The sequence below is a fragment of the uncultured Flavobacterium sp. genome (assembly GCF_963925185.1).
GTDB lineage: Bacteria > Bacteroidota > Bacteroidia > Flavobacteriales > Flavobacteriaceae > Flavobacterium.
Genome location: NZ_CAWURC010000042.1, coordinates 1 through 15,881 on the forward strand (window position 1 = coordinate 1; position 15,881 = coordinate 15,881).

General features: G+C 35.1%; 14 protein-coding genes. 8 read left to right on the top strand and 6 right to left on the bottom strand.

Going from position 1 to position 15,881, the window contains the following annotated elements; all coding sequences use genetic code 11:
• Positions 1 to 106 precede the first annotated feature (106 nt).
• Entirely contained in the window at positions 107 to 2,539 is a 2,433-nt protein-coding gene (locus AABM59_RS09450; protein WP_338408720.1) for a YfhO family protein, read from the bottom strand.
• A gap of 27 nt (positions 2,540 to 2,566) precedes the next feature.
• A complete protein-coding gene (locus tag AABM59_RS09455) occupies positions 2,567 to 2,848 on the bottom strand; it encodes a DUF4834 family protein (RefSeq protein WP_338408721.1) in 282 nt (93 codons plus the stop codon).
• 124 nt (positions 2,849 to 2,972) lie between these two features.
• Here AABM59_RS09455 and AABM59_RS09460 point away from each other — a divergent pair, with 124 nt between their 5' ends.
• The 3 genes from AABM59_RS09460 to AABM59_RS09470 are packed head-to-tail and all read left to right on the top strand — an operon-like array spanning position 2,973 to position 5,051.
• The gene (locus AABM59_RS09460; protein ID WP_338408722.1) at positions 2,973 to 3,377 is read left to right on the top strand and encodes a transporter; all 405 of its coding nucleotides are present in this window, start codon (positions 2,973 to 2,975) and stop codon (positions 3,375 to 3,377) included.
• On the top strand, positions 3,334 to 3,909 hold the full coding sequence (locus AABM59_RS09465; RefSeq protein ID WP_338408723.1) for a transporter: 576 nt from the start codon (positions 3,334 to 3,336) through the stop codon (positions 3,907 to 3,909). The genes AABM59_RS09460 and AABM59_RS09465 overlap by 44 nt, the downstream gene beginning before the upstream one ends.
• A 23-nt stretch (positions 3,910 to 3,932) precedes the next feature.
• Positions 3,933 to 5,051 (top strand): GTP cyclohydrolase, encoded by a 1,119-nt coding sequence (locus AABM59_RS09470; protein ID WP_338408724.1) that lies wholly within the window; start codon positions 3,933 to 3,935, stop codon positions 5,049 to 5,051.
• A gap of 67 nt (positions 5,052 to 5,118) precedes the next feature.
• Here the strand turns inward: AABM59_RS09470 and AABM59_RS09475 are convergent, their stop codons facing one another.
• Positions 5,119 to 6,381, bottom strand: coding sequence for an aminotransferase class I/II-fold pyridoxal phosphate-dependent enzyme (locus AABM59_RS09475; protein ID WP_338408725.1), 1,263 nt, complete (start codon positions 6,379 to 6,381; stop codon positions 5,119 to 5,121).
• A 274-nt stretch (positions 6,382 to 6,655) separates the two neighbouring features.
• Between AABM59_RS09475 and AABM59_RS09480 the strand changes: the two genes are divergently transcribed.
• Positions 6,656 to 7,465 (top strand): NYN domain-containing protein, encoded by an 810-nt coding sequence (locus AABM59_RS09480; protein WP_338408726.1) that lies wholly within the window; start codon positions 6,656 to 6,658, stop codon positions 7,463 to 7,465.
• Between the two features lie 92 nt (positions 7,466 to 7,557).
• Here AABM59_RS09480 and AABM59_RS09485 read toward each other — a convergent pair whose 3' ends face one another.
• Entirely contained in the window at positions 7,558 to 7,728 is a 171-nt protein-coding gene (locus AABM59_RS09485) for a hypothetical protein (protein ID WP_338408727.1), read from the bottom strand.
• Between the two features lie 241 nt (positions 7,729 to 7,969).
• Here AABM59_RS09485 and AABM59_RS09490 point away from each other — a divergent pair, with 241 nt between their 5' ends.
• The 3 genes from AABM59_RS09490 (at position 7,970) to AABM59_RS09500 (ending at position 11,464) form a co-directional block, all read left to right on the top strand.
• Positions 7,970 to 8,542, top strand: coding sequence for a non-canonical purine NTP diphosphatase (locus tag AABM59_RS09490; RefSeq protein ID WP_338408728.1), 573 nt, complete (start codon positions 7,970 to 7,972; stop codon positions 8,540 to 8,542).
• A gap of 100 nt (positions 8,543 to 8,642) precedes the next feature.
• Positions 8,643 to 10,610, top strand: coding sequence for a DEAD/DEAH box helicase (locus AABM59_RS09495; RefSeq protein ID WP_338408729.1), 1,968 nt, complete (start codon positions 8,643 to 8,645; stop codon positions 10,608 to 10,610).
• A gap of 86 nt (positions 10,611 to 10,696) precedes the next feature.
• On the top strand, positions 10,697 to 11,464 hold the full coding sequence (locus tag AABM59_RS09500; protein ID WP_338408730.1) for a carboxypeptidase-like regulatory domain-containing protein: 768 nt from the start codon (positions 10,697 to 10,699) through the stop codon (positions 11,462 to 11,464).
• A 7-nt stretch (positions 11,465 to 11,471) separates the two neighbouring features.
• On the opposite strand, the gene AABM59_RS09505 is transcribed toward AABM59_RS09500, so the two are convergent.
• On the bottom strand, positions 11,472 to 12,128 hold the full coding sequence (locus AABM59_RS09505) for an RNA methyltransferase (protein ID WP_338408731.1): 657 nt from the start codon (positions 12,126 to 12,128) through the stop codon (positions 11,472 to 11,474).
• Between the two features lie 231 nt (positions 12,129 to 12,359).
• Here AABM59_RS09505 and purB point away from each other — a divergent pair, with 231 nt between their 5' ends.
• Positions 12,360 to 13,706 (top strand): adenylosuccinate lyase, encoded by a 1,347-nt coding sequence (gene purB, locus AABM59_RS09510; RefSeq protein ID WP_338408732.1) that lies wholly within the window; start codon positions 12,360 to 12,362, stop codon positions 13,704 to 13,706.
• Positions 13,707 to 14,111: 405 nt separating this feature from the next.
• Here purB and guaB read toward each other — a convergent pair whose 3' ends face one another.
• On the bottom strand, positions 14,112 to 15,584 hold the full coding sequence (gene guaB / locus AABM59_RS09515) for an IMP dehydrogenase (RefSeq protein WP_338408733.1): 1,473 nt from the start codon (positions 15,582 to 15,584) through the stop codon (positions 14,112 to 14,114).
• Positions 15,585 to 15,881: the final 297 nt, after the last annotated feature.

Here is a 15,881-nt window from a genome sequence, read left to right on the forward strand (position 1 = left end):
CCAAAATCGGGTAAATATTTAACAAATTTCAACCAACGCTGAACACCTGGCCCTCCGGCTGGTGGCCAATAATAGGTTATGATAAGAAGTTTTTTTGGTTTCAAGTTTAAGGCTTAAGGTTTAGACTTTTCTTTCTTTCAAAATAAATCACACCAATTAACAAGAACAACATTCCTATAGAACTAACAAGTGTAATCGTACTTCCGGTCTTTATTACTTGAGGCTCAAACTTGAATTCTATAATGTGTTTTCCTCCTGGGATAATTAACGCTCTTAGAACATAATCCACTGGGAAATGGTCCGTAATTGCACCATCAATATAGGCATTCCAACCTTTTTCATAATAGATTTCAGAAAAAACAGCCAACCCATCTTTGGAATTATCAGATGTATATTTAAGATAATTGGGTTTGTAAATAGCTAGTTTTATAGTTCCGCTATCCTCCCAATTAATTTTCCAACGGGCCTTTTTAAATTTAGAACCGTATTCATAAACATTAAAAACAGCGGTCCTCTTAGTGTTCAGATTATCCAATACTTTCATTTCGCTACTGGCTTTATTCACCAATTTCACGTCTTTTACAAACCAAGCATTTCCATTGGCATCTGGATTTTGAACCGGAAACGAATTTCCTGTTGAGTCCGTTTGAATAATATATTTTACATTCAACATACTAAGGACTTCAATATTATTTTTCGCAATTTGATAATCGAATAATTGCTGCATTCTTCGAGGTTTCACAGCGCTATAACCTCCAATTGATTTATGAAAATAAGACGTTCTGGCACTTGATAAATTTCCCGAAACTTCAAAAACCCTATAGTGTGTGGTATCTTTTAAAATCTGCATGTCAGCTTGCGTTTCCTGAAAAGGGACTTCGACTTTTCTTCCGCTTACAAAATCCTTAGCCGAAACATATTTTTTATCCACAAAAAATAAATCAAGAATCATCAATAATCCAACTAAAATTATCGTAGTATTTTGAGTTAATTTGTTTTTTATAAATAGCCAAAAAGCTCCTGCTACAAGTAAAATAAAGAAACCAGAACGAAGCAAATCAGCAGAATAAAGCGTCATTCGATCCGCTTTAAGAGCATCAACAAATCCGGGTCCGTAATTTTCTCTATAATAACCATCATTTGCTCCTGAAAAACTGAAACTGCCTTTCAATAATAACAAACTTATAATAATTCCAAAACAAACGGCGGCAGTTTGCCAAAGTGCTTTCCATCGCAACTCTTTTTCCAAGTTAAAAAAGGATTGCAATCCCATAATGGCCATAACCGGGAAACATAATTCTAAAATAACTTGTATTGAAGAAACGGCTCTAAACTTATTGTACATTGGAATAGTATCGATAAAAAAGTCGGTCAATCCAGAAAAGTTTTTTCCCCAAGAAAGCATTAATGCAGCGATAGCTCCAGAAAGAAAAACGTATTTGATTTTTCTCTTATCGATAAATAAAGCCATAATTCCCAAGAAGAAAACCACAATCCCAATGTAAGCTGGTGCAACCACAATAGGTTGATCACCCCAATAAGTAGGCATTCCCGAAATAAAATCACTTGCTTGTGCATCTGGAACACCTTGTCCAATCATAAATTCGTACATCGAACTGTCTTTTCCAAGTGCTTCACTGTTTGAACCTCCGAAAAGGCGCGGTGCAATCAGATTGAAACTTTCAGCGATTCCGTAACTGTATTCCGTGATGTAATCTCGACTCAATGCACTGTTGCCAACGATTTTAGAACCATCGGGATTAATATTTAACTCACTTTTTCCTCGTGTGCTAAAATCAGCATATTCTGATGTTGCTAATATATTGGCTGCATTAGCTCCAATGGCTAAAATTCCGGCGATAGCCAAAAATCCAAAGGATATGAAAAGCGATTTATATTCCTTTTTTTTAATAGCCAGATAAGTGAAATACCCCGAAAGAATCAGTAAGAAAAACAACAAATAATAAGTCATTTGAAAATGATTGGCATTGATTTCCAATGCTATTGCAAACATCGCCAGCAAACCACCCCATGTATATTTTTTTTGATAAACCATTATAAAACCAGCAATCACTAATGGCATATAAGCTATCGCATGTGCTTTGGCATTATGCCCGACACCTAAAATAATTATCAAATAAGTTGAAAATCCAAAAGCTAATGCACCTATAAAAGCTTTGAGCGGATCTATTTTTAAAACTAAAAGCAGCCCATAAAACCCCAGAAAATACAAGAATAAATAATCGGCTGGACGAGGCAAAAATCGCAAGGCATCGTCAATTGCACCAATATAATCGTGAGGATATTTTGCTCCTAATTGATAAGTTGGCATTCCACCAAAAGCTGAATTTGTCCAATAAGGTTCAACATGGTCCGATTTCCTGAAGTCGTTTTGCTCCTTCGCCATTCCGGTATATTGGGCAATATCGGACTGTAAAATTTGTTTTCCTTGCAAAACAGGATAAAAATAAATAAGGGAAATAATTATAAAACCAAATAAGGCTATGGCGTGCGGATAGAACTTTTGAAGTTGCTTCATTAAATTAATTTTGGGTTTTGGGTAAATTTAATCTATTTCTTCGTAATCAACATAATCTCCAACTTTTTTAGTTTCTCGAGGATTTTTAGCATTAGTCTTATTGAAAATAACATCCTCATTATTGGGTGTTTTATTCCAAGGATTACCCTGTGAATTTTGTTGTTGTTTCTGAAATTTTTCTCCCGCTTTCTCCACTACTTTCTTAACCAATAAAGGCAAAAACAACCTCGCCAAAAACTTAAAAACATAGTAAATAGCCATTATGTAAAATAATGTTCGTATAAAACCTGAAAAAGAGGCGTATTGCATAATCAAATATTTTTTGGTAAAATTAACAATTACATCGTTTAAAAATAAATTATCATTCTTAAATAAATAATAAAATATAGTACATTTGAAAAGCGTTATTACTTTTTTAACTAATAAAAATAATATGTTCAAAATCAAAACCATAATTCTTGCTGTCATTTTCATTGTTCCTAATATTAATTATGGTCAGCATACAGATCAAATTAATTCAAATAGACCTGGCGAAACAATGTCTGCATATTCTGTTGGAAAATCAGTTATACAATTCGAATCAGGCATTTATGGCATCCATGAAAATCATAGTATTTTGAATTATGACGGCAATGGTATTGGGATTGATATGACTTTGAGATGGGGATTATTTATGGAAAAACTGGAATTGGTAGCCGATTTTCAATACCAATATGAAAAATTTAACTCTCCGATGAGCATCTTTGATAAGTCAGCGATGAAACAAACTGTTTTTGGAGCAAAATATTTAGTTTATGACCCTTTCAAAAATAGCGAAAAAAAAAATAAATGTATTTAGCTGGAAAGCCAATCATTCCTTTAATTGGCATCAATTTATACCTGCCGTTTCTGTGTTTGCTGGAGCTAATCTTACTTTATCGAACAATCCTTACTATTTTTCTCCGGATGCCGCCATTTCGCCAAAAATTATGGTGATTACTCAAAACCATTTAGGTGATGGAAGTTGGGTTTTTGTGACTAATATTATTGCTGATTACATTGGAACTGATTATCCGAGCTACGGCTATGGAATTACGTTAACTAAAGGAATCAACCGTAATTGGTCCGGTTTCATAGAAAATCAAGGTTATAAAAGTGATTTTTATAGCGATGCCATTTTTCGTGGTGGTGCCGCTTTTTTAATTGGCGAAAATATTCAAATAGATGCGTCCATAAGTAAAAGTTTAAAAACCACACCGTCAATTCTTTATGGAGGTATTGGTTTTTCTTGGAGATCTGACGCGAATTATAAAGAAATTCGAATGGGAATCGACTCAGGAGATTCAGAGAAAAAAGCTAAAAAAAGAGCCAAAAAAACCAAAAAAGGATAAATCTTCAACTATAAAATACTATAATGATTACCATAAAAGAAGCGATTACAAAAAATGAAATGATCGATTACGTTAAATTTCCCTTTTCATTATATAAAAATAATAAATTCTGGGTTCCCCCAATTATTGCAGACGAACTAGAATCATTTGATAAAACTAAAAATCCAGCTTTCGAAAACGCAGAAGCTTCCTTTTATTTGGCGTATAAAAAGAATGAAATAGTGGGGCGAATTGCCGCCATAATTAATTGGAACGAAATCAACGACCAACAAAAAAAGAAAGTTCGTTTTGGTTGGTTCGATGTTATTGATGATATTGAAGTGACAAAATTATTATTGGAAAAAGTATACGAACTCGGACGAAAGAACAATTTAGAATACGCAGAAGGCCCAATGGGATTTTCTAATTTAGATAAAGTTGGTGTCCTTACAGAAGGGTTTGACCAATTAGGAACTATGATTACATGGTACAATCACCCCTATTATGCTACTCATTTTGAGCAATTGGGTTACGTCACAGAAAAGGAATATTTAGAAAACAAATTTCCGTTTAAAAATGTAAAATTGGAGGATTTTGATAAAGCGCAAGAATTAGTCAAAAGACGGTACCAACTTAAAGCACTCAGTTTCAAAAAGACCAAAGATGTCATGCCGTATGTAGATAAAATGTTTGACTTATTTAATGCATCTTACGCTAGTTTATCCTCTTTTGTGGCTATTTCAGATATTCAAAAAGAATATTTTAAGAAAAAATACATCAGTTTCATTAATCCCGAATACATCAAATTTGTAGAAAACAAAGATGGAAATCTTGTTGCTTTTGCCATTGCTATGCCAAGTTTTTCTAAAGCACTGCAAAAAGCAAACGGAAAATTATTTCCCTTTGGATTCTTGCATTTATTAAATGCAAGAAACAATAGCAAAGATGTTACTTTTTACCTCATTGGCGTACATCCAGAGTACCAAAATAAAGGAGCACACGCGATAATTTTTAAAGAATACCATACCACTTTTACCAAAAAAGGAATTCAAAATTGCATTCGAACACCTGAATTAGCAGATAATATTGCCATTCACAACCTTTGGAAAAATATTGATGCAAAAATAATTTGTCGAAGAAAAACATTCCGAAAAGAATTATAATAAACAAAAAATCCATTCGCAAAACGAATGGATTTTTTTATCCTAAATGAGCACTAAAAAGGATATATTAAGCGTCTAAATCAACTTTAGTTCTACTGGCAATCTCTTTGTAAGTTCCATTAACTAATTTCTCACGAATAGCTTCAAAAGCAACAAGAGTCTCATCAATATCTGCTAATGTATGTGGAGCTGTTGGAATTACACGCAATAAAATCATTCCTTTTGGAATCACTGGATAAATCACAATCGACAAGAAAATCCCATAATTCTCTCTCAAGTCATTTACCATAACCATCGCTTCGGGAACACTTCCTTCCAAATAAACCGGTGTAACGCATGTATTTGTATCGCCAATATTAAATCCTTTGCTTCTTAATCCGCTTTGCAACGCATTTACATTTTCCCAAAGTTTATCTTTCAATTCAGAAGAATTACGCAATAATTCCAATCGTTTCAAAGAGCCAATTGTTTGAATCATTGGCAACGATTTGGCAAACATTTGCGAACGCAAATTGTATTTTAAGTAATCGATAATTGCTTTATCTGCAGCCACAAAAGCTCCAATATTAGCCATCGATTTTGCAAAAGTCGAAAAGTAAACATCAATATCGTCCTGAACACCTTGCTCCTCGCCTGCTCCAGCACCTGTTTTTCCAAGTGTACCAAAACCGTGAGCATCATCAACTAATAATCTGAAATTGTATTTCTTTTTCATTTCTACAATCTCTTTCAACTTTCCTTGTTGTCCTCGCATTCCAAAAACACCCTCGGTAATAAAAAGGATTCCACCACCAAGTTCAGTAGCTAATTTTGTCGCACGTTGCAGGTTTTTCTCCATACTTTCGATGTCGTTATGCTTGTAAGTAAAACGTTTTCCACTATGCAACCGAACACCATCAATTATACACGCATGTGCGTCCATATCATAAACTATCACATCATTTCTAGTAACCAAAGCATCAATGATTGACACCATTCCTTGGTAACCAAAATTCAATAAATAAGCCGATTCTTTCATTACAAAAGCCGCTAATTCCTCTTCTAATTGTTCGTGGTATTTTGTGTGACCACTCATCATTCGGGCTCCCATAGGATAAGCCGCTCCATATTGTATTGCTGCATCAGCATCGGCTTTTCGCACCTCTGGGTGATTTGCCAAACCTAAATAATCATTCAAACTCCAGTTCAAAACATCTTTTCCCTGGAACTGCATTCTTGGACCGAGATCGCCTTCCAATTTTGGAAAAACAAAATAACCTTCTGCTTGAGAAGCCCATTTTCCTAGTGGTCCTTTATTGTCTTGAATTCTTTCGAATAAATCTTTTACCATAATATATTGAAGTATTATATTTTTTTAACAGATTGCAAAAATAATTATTTAATCTGTCTTATCATAATATATATATTTAAAAAATCCAAATTCTCATTGCGAAGAACGTAGCAATCAGGAGCCTTTTCCTGCCGTCATTCCAATCCACGCAAAAAAACCGTGGGATTTTCCCTTCCATCAGGGCTAGGCAATTGATTTAACGATAAACTTCGTATATTTGAGAAACTTTTTTCAATGTCAATGTTAATTGCAAAAATAAATATCAATAAAATAAATGTCACAAGAAACCAAAGAATTAAAACTAGCCGTCCTCATTGATGCCGACAATGTACCTTATAGCAATGTAAAAGGAATGATGGAAGAAATCGCCAAATACGGAACACCTACTACAAAACGAATTTATGCCGATTGGACAAAACCAAATGCCGGCGGTTGGAAAAGTGTTTTACTAGAACATGCCATCACACCTATACAGCAATACAGTTACACCGTGGGGAAAAACTCTTCGGATTCAGCAATGATTATCGATGCCATGGATTTATTATATTCCGACAAAGTCGATGGTTTTTGCATTGTTTCTAGCGATAGCGATTTCACTCGATTAGCCATCCGTTTACGAGAATCGGGAATGAAAGTCATTGGAATTGGAGAAAAGAAAACACCTAATTCGTTTATTGTTGCCTGCGATAGATTTGTTTACATCGAAGTTTTAGAAGGAGCAATCAAAAAGAAAAGTCGAAAACCAACTGCTACCCACACTACAGAAATAAAAAAACCAGTGGGAAAAATAACTGTAAAAGCCCCTGAAAAAACAGAACAGAAACCACTCAATAAAATTGACAATCAAACTGTTGAACTCATTGAAGATACTCTAGAAGCCATCGGTGATGATGATGGTTGGGCATTCCTTGGGGATGTAGGAAACCTCATCGTGAAGAAAAAACCCGAATTCGACCCCCGTAATTACGGCTTTTCTAAACTGACCCCAATGCTAAAATCCCTAACCGACATCCTTGAAATCGACGAAAGAGATTCAGACAAAAAAGGAATTAAACACGTATTTGTGAGGTTACGATATAGTTAGATTTATTCTACAAAAAAGGAGTGTTCTTCTTAAATACTTATACTGAATAAAAGTTACCATTTGTTTTATAAAAAAAATATTTTTTAAAGATATTATTTCGTAAAATATAAATTAAATGTACCTGAAGTTGCAGTTGATTTATTAAAGAGCCATTTTCCAGCTATTAAATTCATATCTACAGGCCCACTATCCTCTTTAGTACGAGAAATAAAAAAAATCCCTAAAATTAAAGCCGAAACAAATAGAATACTTACTTTTTTCATGTTTTTCATATTTTTAATCTAAAATACAATGATAACATTAAGAAGTCAAAAAAAATTGACAAACTACATATTATAACCAATCATTAATAATCATAAATAAACACTTATACAATAACATTCTGCTTTTACTCCTAAAAAATAAATAATCGATAAATTGAATATACTCAAAATTATTTATTGTAATTCTTATCCGTTTTCAAAACTTTGTATCTTTGTCCTCTATAAATTCTAGACACAATAAATGAAAATTGTTTTCGCCACCAACAACAAAAATAAAATTTTCGAAGTACAACATTTACTTCCAAGTACCATTCAAATTATAAGTTTAGAAGAAATTGGTTGTTTCGAAGAAATTCCGGAAACGGCAGATACCATCGAAGAAAATGCCATAATGAAAGCCAATTACATCACTGAAAAATACGGTTATGATTGCTTTGCAGATGATACTGGACTCGAAGTCGAATCGCTCGATGGAGAACCAGGGGTTTTCTCAGCTCGATATGCAGGGGAACAAAGAGATTCTAATGACAATATGAATAAACTACTTAAAGCTTTGTCTGATAAAACAAATCGAAATGCCCAGTTCAAGACCGTGATTGCGTTAAACTTAAACGGAGCTCAGCATTTATTCGCGGGAATTGCTCGAGGCGAAATTACTCTCAAAAAATCAGGAAATCAAGGTTTTGGATATGATCCAATCTTCAAACCCCAAGGTTATAATTTCACTTTTGCACAACTTTCTCTTAAAGAAAAAGGATTAATCAGTCATCGTGGCAAGGCAATGGAACAACTTATAGTGTTCTTAAAAAACTAACTAATTGATTTTCAAATGTCAATAAAACAATATATCTCGTTTTTCAATTAGATTATCTCGTTTTTTAGCAGTACTTTTGCACCAAATTTTAAAAACATATATGAATAAATTTGAACAATTAGGATTGAGTGAATCGCTACAACGTGCGATTATCGATCTAGGATTTGAGAATCCGACCGAAGTACAGGAGAAAGCGATTCCCCTATTATTGGAACAAGACATTGATTTAGTTGCGTTGGCTCAGACAGGGACAGGGAAAACAGCAGCTTTCGGTTTTCCAGTCATTCAAAAAATTGATGCCAACAATAGAAATACACAGGCGTTAATTTTATCACCTACCCGCGAACTATGTTTGCAGATTACAAACGAAATTAAAAACTACTCCAAATACGAAAAAGGTATTAATGTAGTGGCTGTTTATGGTGGTGCAAGTATTACTGACCAAGCTAGGGACATCAAAAGAGGCGCACAAATTATTGTGGCAACTCCAGGTAGAATGCAAGATATGATTAACAGAGGATTGGTAAACATTACTCAAATTAATTACTGTATTCTTGACGAAGCAGATGAAATGTTGAATATGGGCTTCTATGAAGACATTGTAAACATATTATCTACTACGCCAGACGACAAAAACACATGGTTATTCTCGGCTACTATGCCTGCAGAAGTAGCACGAATTGCAAAACAATTTATGCGTGACCCACTAGAAATTACTGTAGGAGCTAAAAACTCTGGCTCAGCAACCGTTTCTCACGAATATTACTTAGTGAATGCACGTGACCGTTACGAAGCTTTGAAACGATTGGCCGATGCTAATCCAGACATTTTCTCGGTAGTTTTTTGTAGAACGAAACGTGACACACAGGCTGTTGCCGAAAAATTAATTGAAGATGGGTACAGCGCCGCTGCATTGCACGGAGATTTATCTCAGGCGCAACGTGATGGTGTAATGAAATCTTTTAGAGGTAGGCAGATACAAATGCTTGTTGCAACTGACGTTGCTGCACGTGGAATTGACGTTGACAACATTACTCACGTAGTAAACTATCAATTACCTGACGAAATCGAAACCTACAATCACCGTTCTGGCCGTACTGGGCGAGCAGGAAAACTAGGAACTTCTATCGTTATTGTAACCAAAAGTGAAATTCGCAAGATTTCTTCTATCGAAAGAATCATCAAACAAAAATTCGAAGAAAAAACAATTCCATCTGGAATAGAAATTTGCGAAATCCAATTGTTGCACTTAGCTAACAAAATAAAAGATACTGAAGTTGATCACGAAATTGACAACTATTTACCAGCCATCAATAACGTTCTTGAAGGTTTATCTAAAGAGGAATTAATCAAGAAAATGGTTTCGGTAGAATTCAACCGTTTCATTGCTTACTACAAGAAAAACAGAGATATTTCTAATCAATCTTCGGGTTCTGATAGACGCGAACGTGATGATAGAGATGGTGGATCTAGAGAAAGTAATAATTCTGGTGGTGCTACAAGATATTTTGTAAACATTGGATCAAGAGACAATTTTGATTGGATGTCATTGAAAGATTATTTGAAAGAAACATTAGACTTAGGTCGCGATGACGTTTTCAAAGTAGATGTAAAAGAAGGGTTCTCTTTCTTTAATACAGATCCAGAACACACCGACAAAGTAATGGAAATATTGAACAACGTACAACTAGAAGGTCGTCGTATCAATGTTGAAATTTCTAAAAATGACGGTGGCGGAAGACGCGATCACAACGGAAGAAGTTCTGGTGGTGGTTTTGGCGGAGGCCGTTCAGGAGGTGAAAGAAGTTCTGCTCCAAGAAGAGAAGGTAGCTTTGCTCCAAGAAGAGAAGGTTCAGGTGGCGGATTTAGAAGCGACAGAAGCTCGGCTCCTAGAGAAGGTGGTTTTGGACCAAGAAGCAGCTCAGCTCCAAGAACTGGCGGTTTTTCAGACAGAGCCCCAAGATCATCAGAAGCTCCAAGACGTGACGGTGGTTCCTCAGAAAGACCAGCAAGACGTTCTGAAAGCTTTGGTGACGCTCCAAGAGAGAAAAGGCCAAGAAGAAGTTAATACTTTTTGTTAATTTTCTTATAATTATACTGAAACTACAAAATATTTAATACTGTTTTATTACTTTTAAAGTTTTAAATCAGTTTATGAAATATTTTGTGGTTTTCTTTTTTTTAATTGGTTCTACCAATGCTTTTGCACAAGTTTTGGAATCTTTCCAAAAAGTTTCTGGTATAATTATAAACGACAATGATCAACATCCTTTACAATATGTAAATATCATTAACATTAATAAAGTCAAAGGAACAACTACAGACGAAAAAGGTTTTTTTGAAATTAATGTTAGCGCAAACGACACGTTACACATATCAATTTTGGGTTTTCAATCACTGAGAATTAAAGTCACCAATGACTGGATAAAAAATAAAACTACCAAAATTAATCTTACCGAAAAGGCCTATGCTCTTGAAGAAATAATCATTAGACCTTATGATTTAACAGGTTACCTTGAAGTGGATTCAAAATTAATTCCCGTAAAGGAAAATTATCGTTATAGTATTTCTGGACTAACTCAAGGTTATGAAGCGGGAGAATATTCGCCAAATGCTTTTGGCAAAGTAATGGGTTCTATCTTCAATCCAGCGGACATGCTTTACAATTTTTTTGGAAAAAAACCCAAAGAACTCAAAAGATTGAAAGAAATGAAGAAGGATGACACGGTTCGAAATCTTCTCGAATCCAAGTTTGACAGAGAAACCATTTCAGTACTTCTAGGCATTGATAAAAACGAAATTGCCGAAATCCTAGAGCGATGCAATTACTCGGAATCTTTTGTGAAAACAGCCAATGACTTGCAAATTCTGGACGCTATTAGCTCTTGTTATGAAGAGTATAAAATATTAAAAAGAAAGTAGACATTAACTATAATTCATTTAAATATCTTTCCTCAATTCGTTTAATATCTTTTATCGAATTTCTAGTCCAAGCCAAACGTTTTTCCAAAATTTCTTCTTCTGATAAATGCCAATCAATATCAGAATTTCGCAATCTATTCATCAAATTTTGGATGATTATCGCGGCCGAAACCGAGATGTTCAAACTTTCGGTAAAACCAACCATTGGTATTTTAAGAAACCCATCTGCATTTTTCAAAATTTCTTCTGATAAGCCGTCTCTTTCCGTACCAAAAAAAAGAGCACTTGGTTTCGAAATATCAAAATCATCTAGCAAACAATCATTCTCATGTGGTGTTGTGGCAATGATTTGGTAGCCTTTATTTTTTAAGGTTTTCAAACAACTTGAAACACTGTCGAATGCGCTGATATCAACCCATTTCTGGGCGCCCATTGCAATTTCCTTATCGATACTTTTTCCATAACGTTGCTCAATAACATTCAATTCCTGAATTCCAAAAATTTCACAACTGCGCATCACCGCACTGGCATTGTGCATTTGAAAAATATCTTCCACAACAATTGTAAAATGTTTCGTCCTGTTTTGCAATACTTTCAGAAACTTTTTTTTCCGGTTTTCGGTCAGGATATTCTCGAGAAAATTCAAATAGTCTAAATCAATCATTTTATATATTTATTTACCAAAAATACTAACTATTTAGACCCCAAATTCATTAATTTTAATTTCTCTCAAATAATCTAAGAAATCGGGTAGAGATTATTCCAATGAATGCTTCCCAAGGAGTTTTAGTTTTAAAACAAATGTTATCCAATTTAATCTAAAAAAGTAGACTTCGAACATCAAATACTGAACACTATTCCTTATTTTTGCGTTTTCTAACAACACACAACAACAATGACTGCATTAAACGAATTAAACGCCGTATCGCCTATCGACGGAAGATACAGAAGTAAAACCAGTTCACTTTCAAAATATTTCTCCGAAGAAGCTCTAATCAGATACCGCGTATTGGTAGAAATTGAATATTTTATTGCGCTTTGCGAAATTCCGTTGCCTCAACTTGCAGCCGTAAACCCAAATGTATTCGAAAGTTTGCGCAACATTTATAAAAACTTCTCTACCGAAGATGCCCTTTGGATAAAAGAAACCGAAAAAGTGACCAATCACGACGTAAAAGCCGTGGAATATTTTATCAAAGACGCTTTCGAAAAACTGGGATTGTCAAAATACAAAGAGTTCATCCACTTTGGATTGACATCGCAAGACATCAACAATACGGCAATTCCGCTTTCGACCAAGGAAGCTTTCGAGAAAGTGTATATGCCGTCATTGATTGCTTTGACATCCAAATTAAAAGATTTGAGCAGCGAATGGGCAGCCATTCCAATGTTGGCAAGAACTCACGGACAGCCTGCTTCGCCAACACGTTTAGGCAAAGAAATTGGCGTTTTTGTAGAACGATTAGAAGAGCAAATGCGTTTGTTGTTCAACGTACCATTCGCAGCAAAATTTGGTGGTGCAACAGGAAATTACAACGCACATCATGTGGCTTATCCTCAAATTGATTGGAGAAAATTTGGTGGTGATTTTGTGGAAGAAAACCTTGGTTTACACCACTCCTTCCCGACTACACAAATTGAACATTACGATCATTTTGCAGCGTTTTTCGATGCATTGAAAAGAATAAACACCATCATCATTGATTTAGATAGAGACATTTGGACGTATGTTTCGATGGAATATTTCAAACAAAAAATTAAGGAAGGCGAAATTGGTTCTTCGGCGATGCCACATAAAGTAAACCCAATTGATTTTGAAAATTCGGAAGGAAATTTAGGAATGGCAAATGCTGTTTTCGAACATCTTTCGGCTAAATTACCTTTATCCAGATTGCAACGGGATTTAACAGATAGCACGGTTTTGAGAAATATTGGCGTTCCCATGGGACATACCTTGATTGCTTTTGAAGCTACGCTCAAAGGCTTGAATAAACTCCTTTTGAACGAATCAAAATTTCACGAAGATTTAGAAAAAAACTGGGCGGTTGTTGCCGAAGCAATTCAAACGATTTTGCGTCGGGAGGGCTATCCTAATCCCTATGAAGCTTTGAAAGAATTGACTAGAACAAATGAAGCTATTGATAAAAATGCCATTCATAATTTCATAGCAACGCTAGAAGTTTCAGATGAAATTAAAGCAGAATTAATGAAAATCACACCGAGTAATTTCTTGGGGATTTAAAAAAAATATCTGGAAGCATAAAATAACGATGCACTATTGATTTTTAATCCTTCCTGTACGGTGAAAATTTTTTATGGCGGTAACCTTAAAATAATTCACGAAAATTACTAATCGTTTATCTTAAATGCCTAATAAAAGACCTCAACTTACAAGTTTTTAGATTTAAGAATATTTATAAGGAATACTAAATCACCAAAAAAAATGACAAATCATTCAAAAAAATAGCTTGTCAATGAATCGAGATTGGATATAAAAAGGAGTCTAGTTTTTAATTAAAAAATATGAAAAATAGCACAAGAAGTACATCTTGCGTCTTTTTGACTTTTGGCTAACACCTCTTGTCTTTAACTGCCTTCTACAAACTGAATACTGAACACCGATCACTGCTTTCTGCAATCTGCCTGCTTATCTCGAATAATTTGGAGCTTCTTTAGTAATCGTCACATTATGAGGGTGACTTTCGTTGATTCCGCTGGCAGTAATACGAACAAAACGTCCTGTTTCTTGCAAAGTGGGAACATCTTTAGCACCGCAATAGCCCATTCCGGCACGAAGACCACCAATGAATTGTTGCATACTTTCTTCCAATTCTCCTTTGTATGGTACACGACCCACAATACCTTCTGGAACTAATTTCTTCACATCATCTTCTACATCTTGGAAATAACGGTCTTTCGATCCGCCTTCCATTGCTTCAACAGAACCCATTCCGCGGTAGGATTTGAACTTTCTTCCTTCGAAAATGATGGTTTCACCTGGAGATTCTTTCGTTCCAGCCAAAAGTGACCCCAACATCACACAATCGGCACCTGCAGCTATCGCTTTAGGAATATCTCCTGTGTAGCGAATTCCACCATCGGCAATAACGGGAACTCCTGTTCCTTTTAATGCTGCGGCAACTTCTAAAACTGCTGAAAACTGAGGAAAACCGACGCCTGCAATAACACGAGTAGTACAAATGGAACCGGGTCCAATTCCTACTTTTACACCATCTGCACCATTTTCAACAAGAAATAAGGCTGCTTCAGGCGTAGCAATATTGCCCACGATAACATCAATTTTTGGAAACTTAGCTTTTATATCTTTCAATACATTGACCACTCCTTGAGTATGTCCGTGAGCGGTATCAATAATGATGGCATCGACACCCGCTTGTATCAAAGCAGTGGCTCTTTCTAATGCATCGGCAGTGACACCAATGGCGGCAGCCACGCGCAAACGCCCATAAACGTCTTTGTTGGCATTGGGTTTTTGGGTTAATTTCGTAATATCACGAAAAGTGATCAAACCCACTAATTTATTTTCGGCATTTACTACCGGAAGTTTTTCGATTTTATATCCTTGCAAAACCACTTCGGCTTGACCAAGAGAAGTTCCTTCGGAAACGGTAACCAAGTTCTCTCTTGTCATTACTTCAATAATAGGTCTGGCATTATTTCTTTCGAAACGCAAATCACGATTGGTTACAATTCCTTTGAGGACATTGTTTTCATCTACAATAGGAATACCTCCAATTCCATATTCTTTCATTGCATTTTTTGCATCGGCAACGTTTGAAGTCAAAGGCAAAGTCACTGGATCTATTATCATTCCTGATTCGGCACGTTTCACTTTTCTAACCTTAGCGGCTTGCTGCTCGATACTCATATTCTTGTGTAAAACGCCAATTCCACCTTCTTGTGCCATCGCAATTGCCATAGCGCTTTCAGTAACGGTGTCCATAGCTGCAGATACAATAGGAACATTAAGCGTTATGTTTCTGGAAAATTTGGAATGAATACTGACTTCTCGAGGAAGTACATTGGAGTAATTTGGAACTAATAATACATCATCGTAAGTTAGACCTTCGCCGATAATCTTGGAGTTGTGTGCTATCATTGCAATTTGAAGTTGTAGTTAAATTGCGTGCAAATATAGATAATTATAAGCTAAGAAATGCTAAAAATTTATAATAATTCATTAAATTGCAGTACACAAATCTTTCTCGTTTTTAACAATGTTTAATCCTTTTTTTTAAATAAAAAAATTCTTGTAATTTTCTTATGGAAAAATCAAATCATTCATTAAGAGGGCTTTCTATTGAAGAAGTGATTCCGTCTAGACAAAGTATGGTTCAAATTCTTTGGAGCATCAAGACAAAAACCATTTTCTTACATCTTTAGTTGAAATGGTTAA

What these genes read in the sequence shown, in the direction of transcription:
- AABM59_RS09450 (WP_338408720.1), bottom strand. Translation starts at nt 2,539, where the DNA reads ATGAAGCAACTTCAAAAGTTCTATCCGCACGCCATAGCCTTATTTGGT.
- AABM59_RS09455 (WP_338408721.1), bottom strand. Translation starts at nt 2,848, where the DNA reads ATGCAATACGCCTCTTTTTCAGGTTTTATACGAACATTATTTTACATA.
- AABM59_RS09460 (WP_338408722.1), top strand. Translation starts at nt 2,973, where the DNA reads ATGTTCAAAATCAAAACCATAATTCTTGCTGTCATTTTCATTGTTCCT.
- AABM59_RS09465 (WP_338408723.1), top strand. Translation starts at nt 3,334, where the DNA reads ATGACCCTTTCAAAAATAGCGAAAAAAAAAATAAATGTATTTAGCTGG.
- AABM59_RS09470 (WP_338408724.1), top strand. Translation starts at nt 3,933, where the DNA reads ATGATTACCATAAAAGAAGCGATTACAAAAAATGAAATGATCGATTAC.
- AABM59_RS09475 (WP_338408725.1), bottom strand. Translation starts at nt 6,381, where the DNA reads ATGGTAAAAGATTTATTCGAAAGAATTCAAGACAATAAAGGACCACTA.
- AABM59_RS09480 (WP_338408726.1), top strand. Translation starts at nt 6,656, where the DNA reads ATGTCACAAGAAACCAAAGAATTAAAACTAGCCGTCCTCATTGATGCC.
- AABM59_RS09485 (WP_338408727.1), bottom strand. Translation starts at nt 7,728, where the DNA reads ATGAAAAAAGTAAGTATTCTATTTGTTTCGGCTTTAATTTTAGGGATT.
- AABM59_RS09490 (WP_338408728.1), top strand. Translation starts at nt 7,970, where the DNA reads ATGAAAATTGTTTTCGCCACCAACAACAAAAATAAAATTTTCGAAGTA.
- AABM59_RS09495 (WP_338408729.1), top strand. Translation starts at nt 8,643, where the DNA reads ATGAATAAATTTGAACAATTAGGATTGAGTGAATCGCTACAACGTGCG.
- AABM59_RS09500 (WP_338408730.1), top strand. Translation starts at nt 10,697, where the DNA reads ATGAAATATTTTGTGGTTTTCTTTTTTTTAATTGGTTCTACCAATGCT.
- AABM59_RS09505 (WP_338408731.1), bottom strand. Translation starts at nt 12,128, where the DNA reads ATGATTGATTTAGACTATTTGAATTTTCTCGAGAATATCCTGACCGAA.
- purB (WP_338408732.1), top strand. Translation starts at nt 12,360, where the DNA reads ATGACTGCATTAAACGAATTAAACGCCGTATCGCCTATCGACGGAAGA.
- guaB (WP_338408733.1), bottom strand. Translation starts at nt 15,584, where the DNA reads ATGATAGCACACAACTCCAAGATTATCGGCGAAGGTCTAACTTACGAT.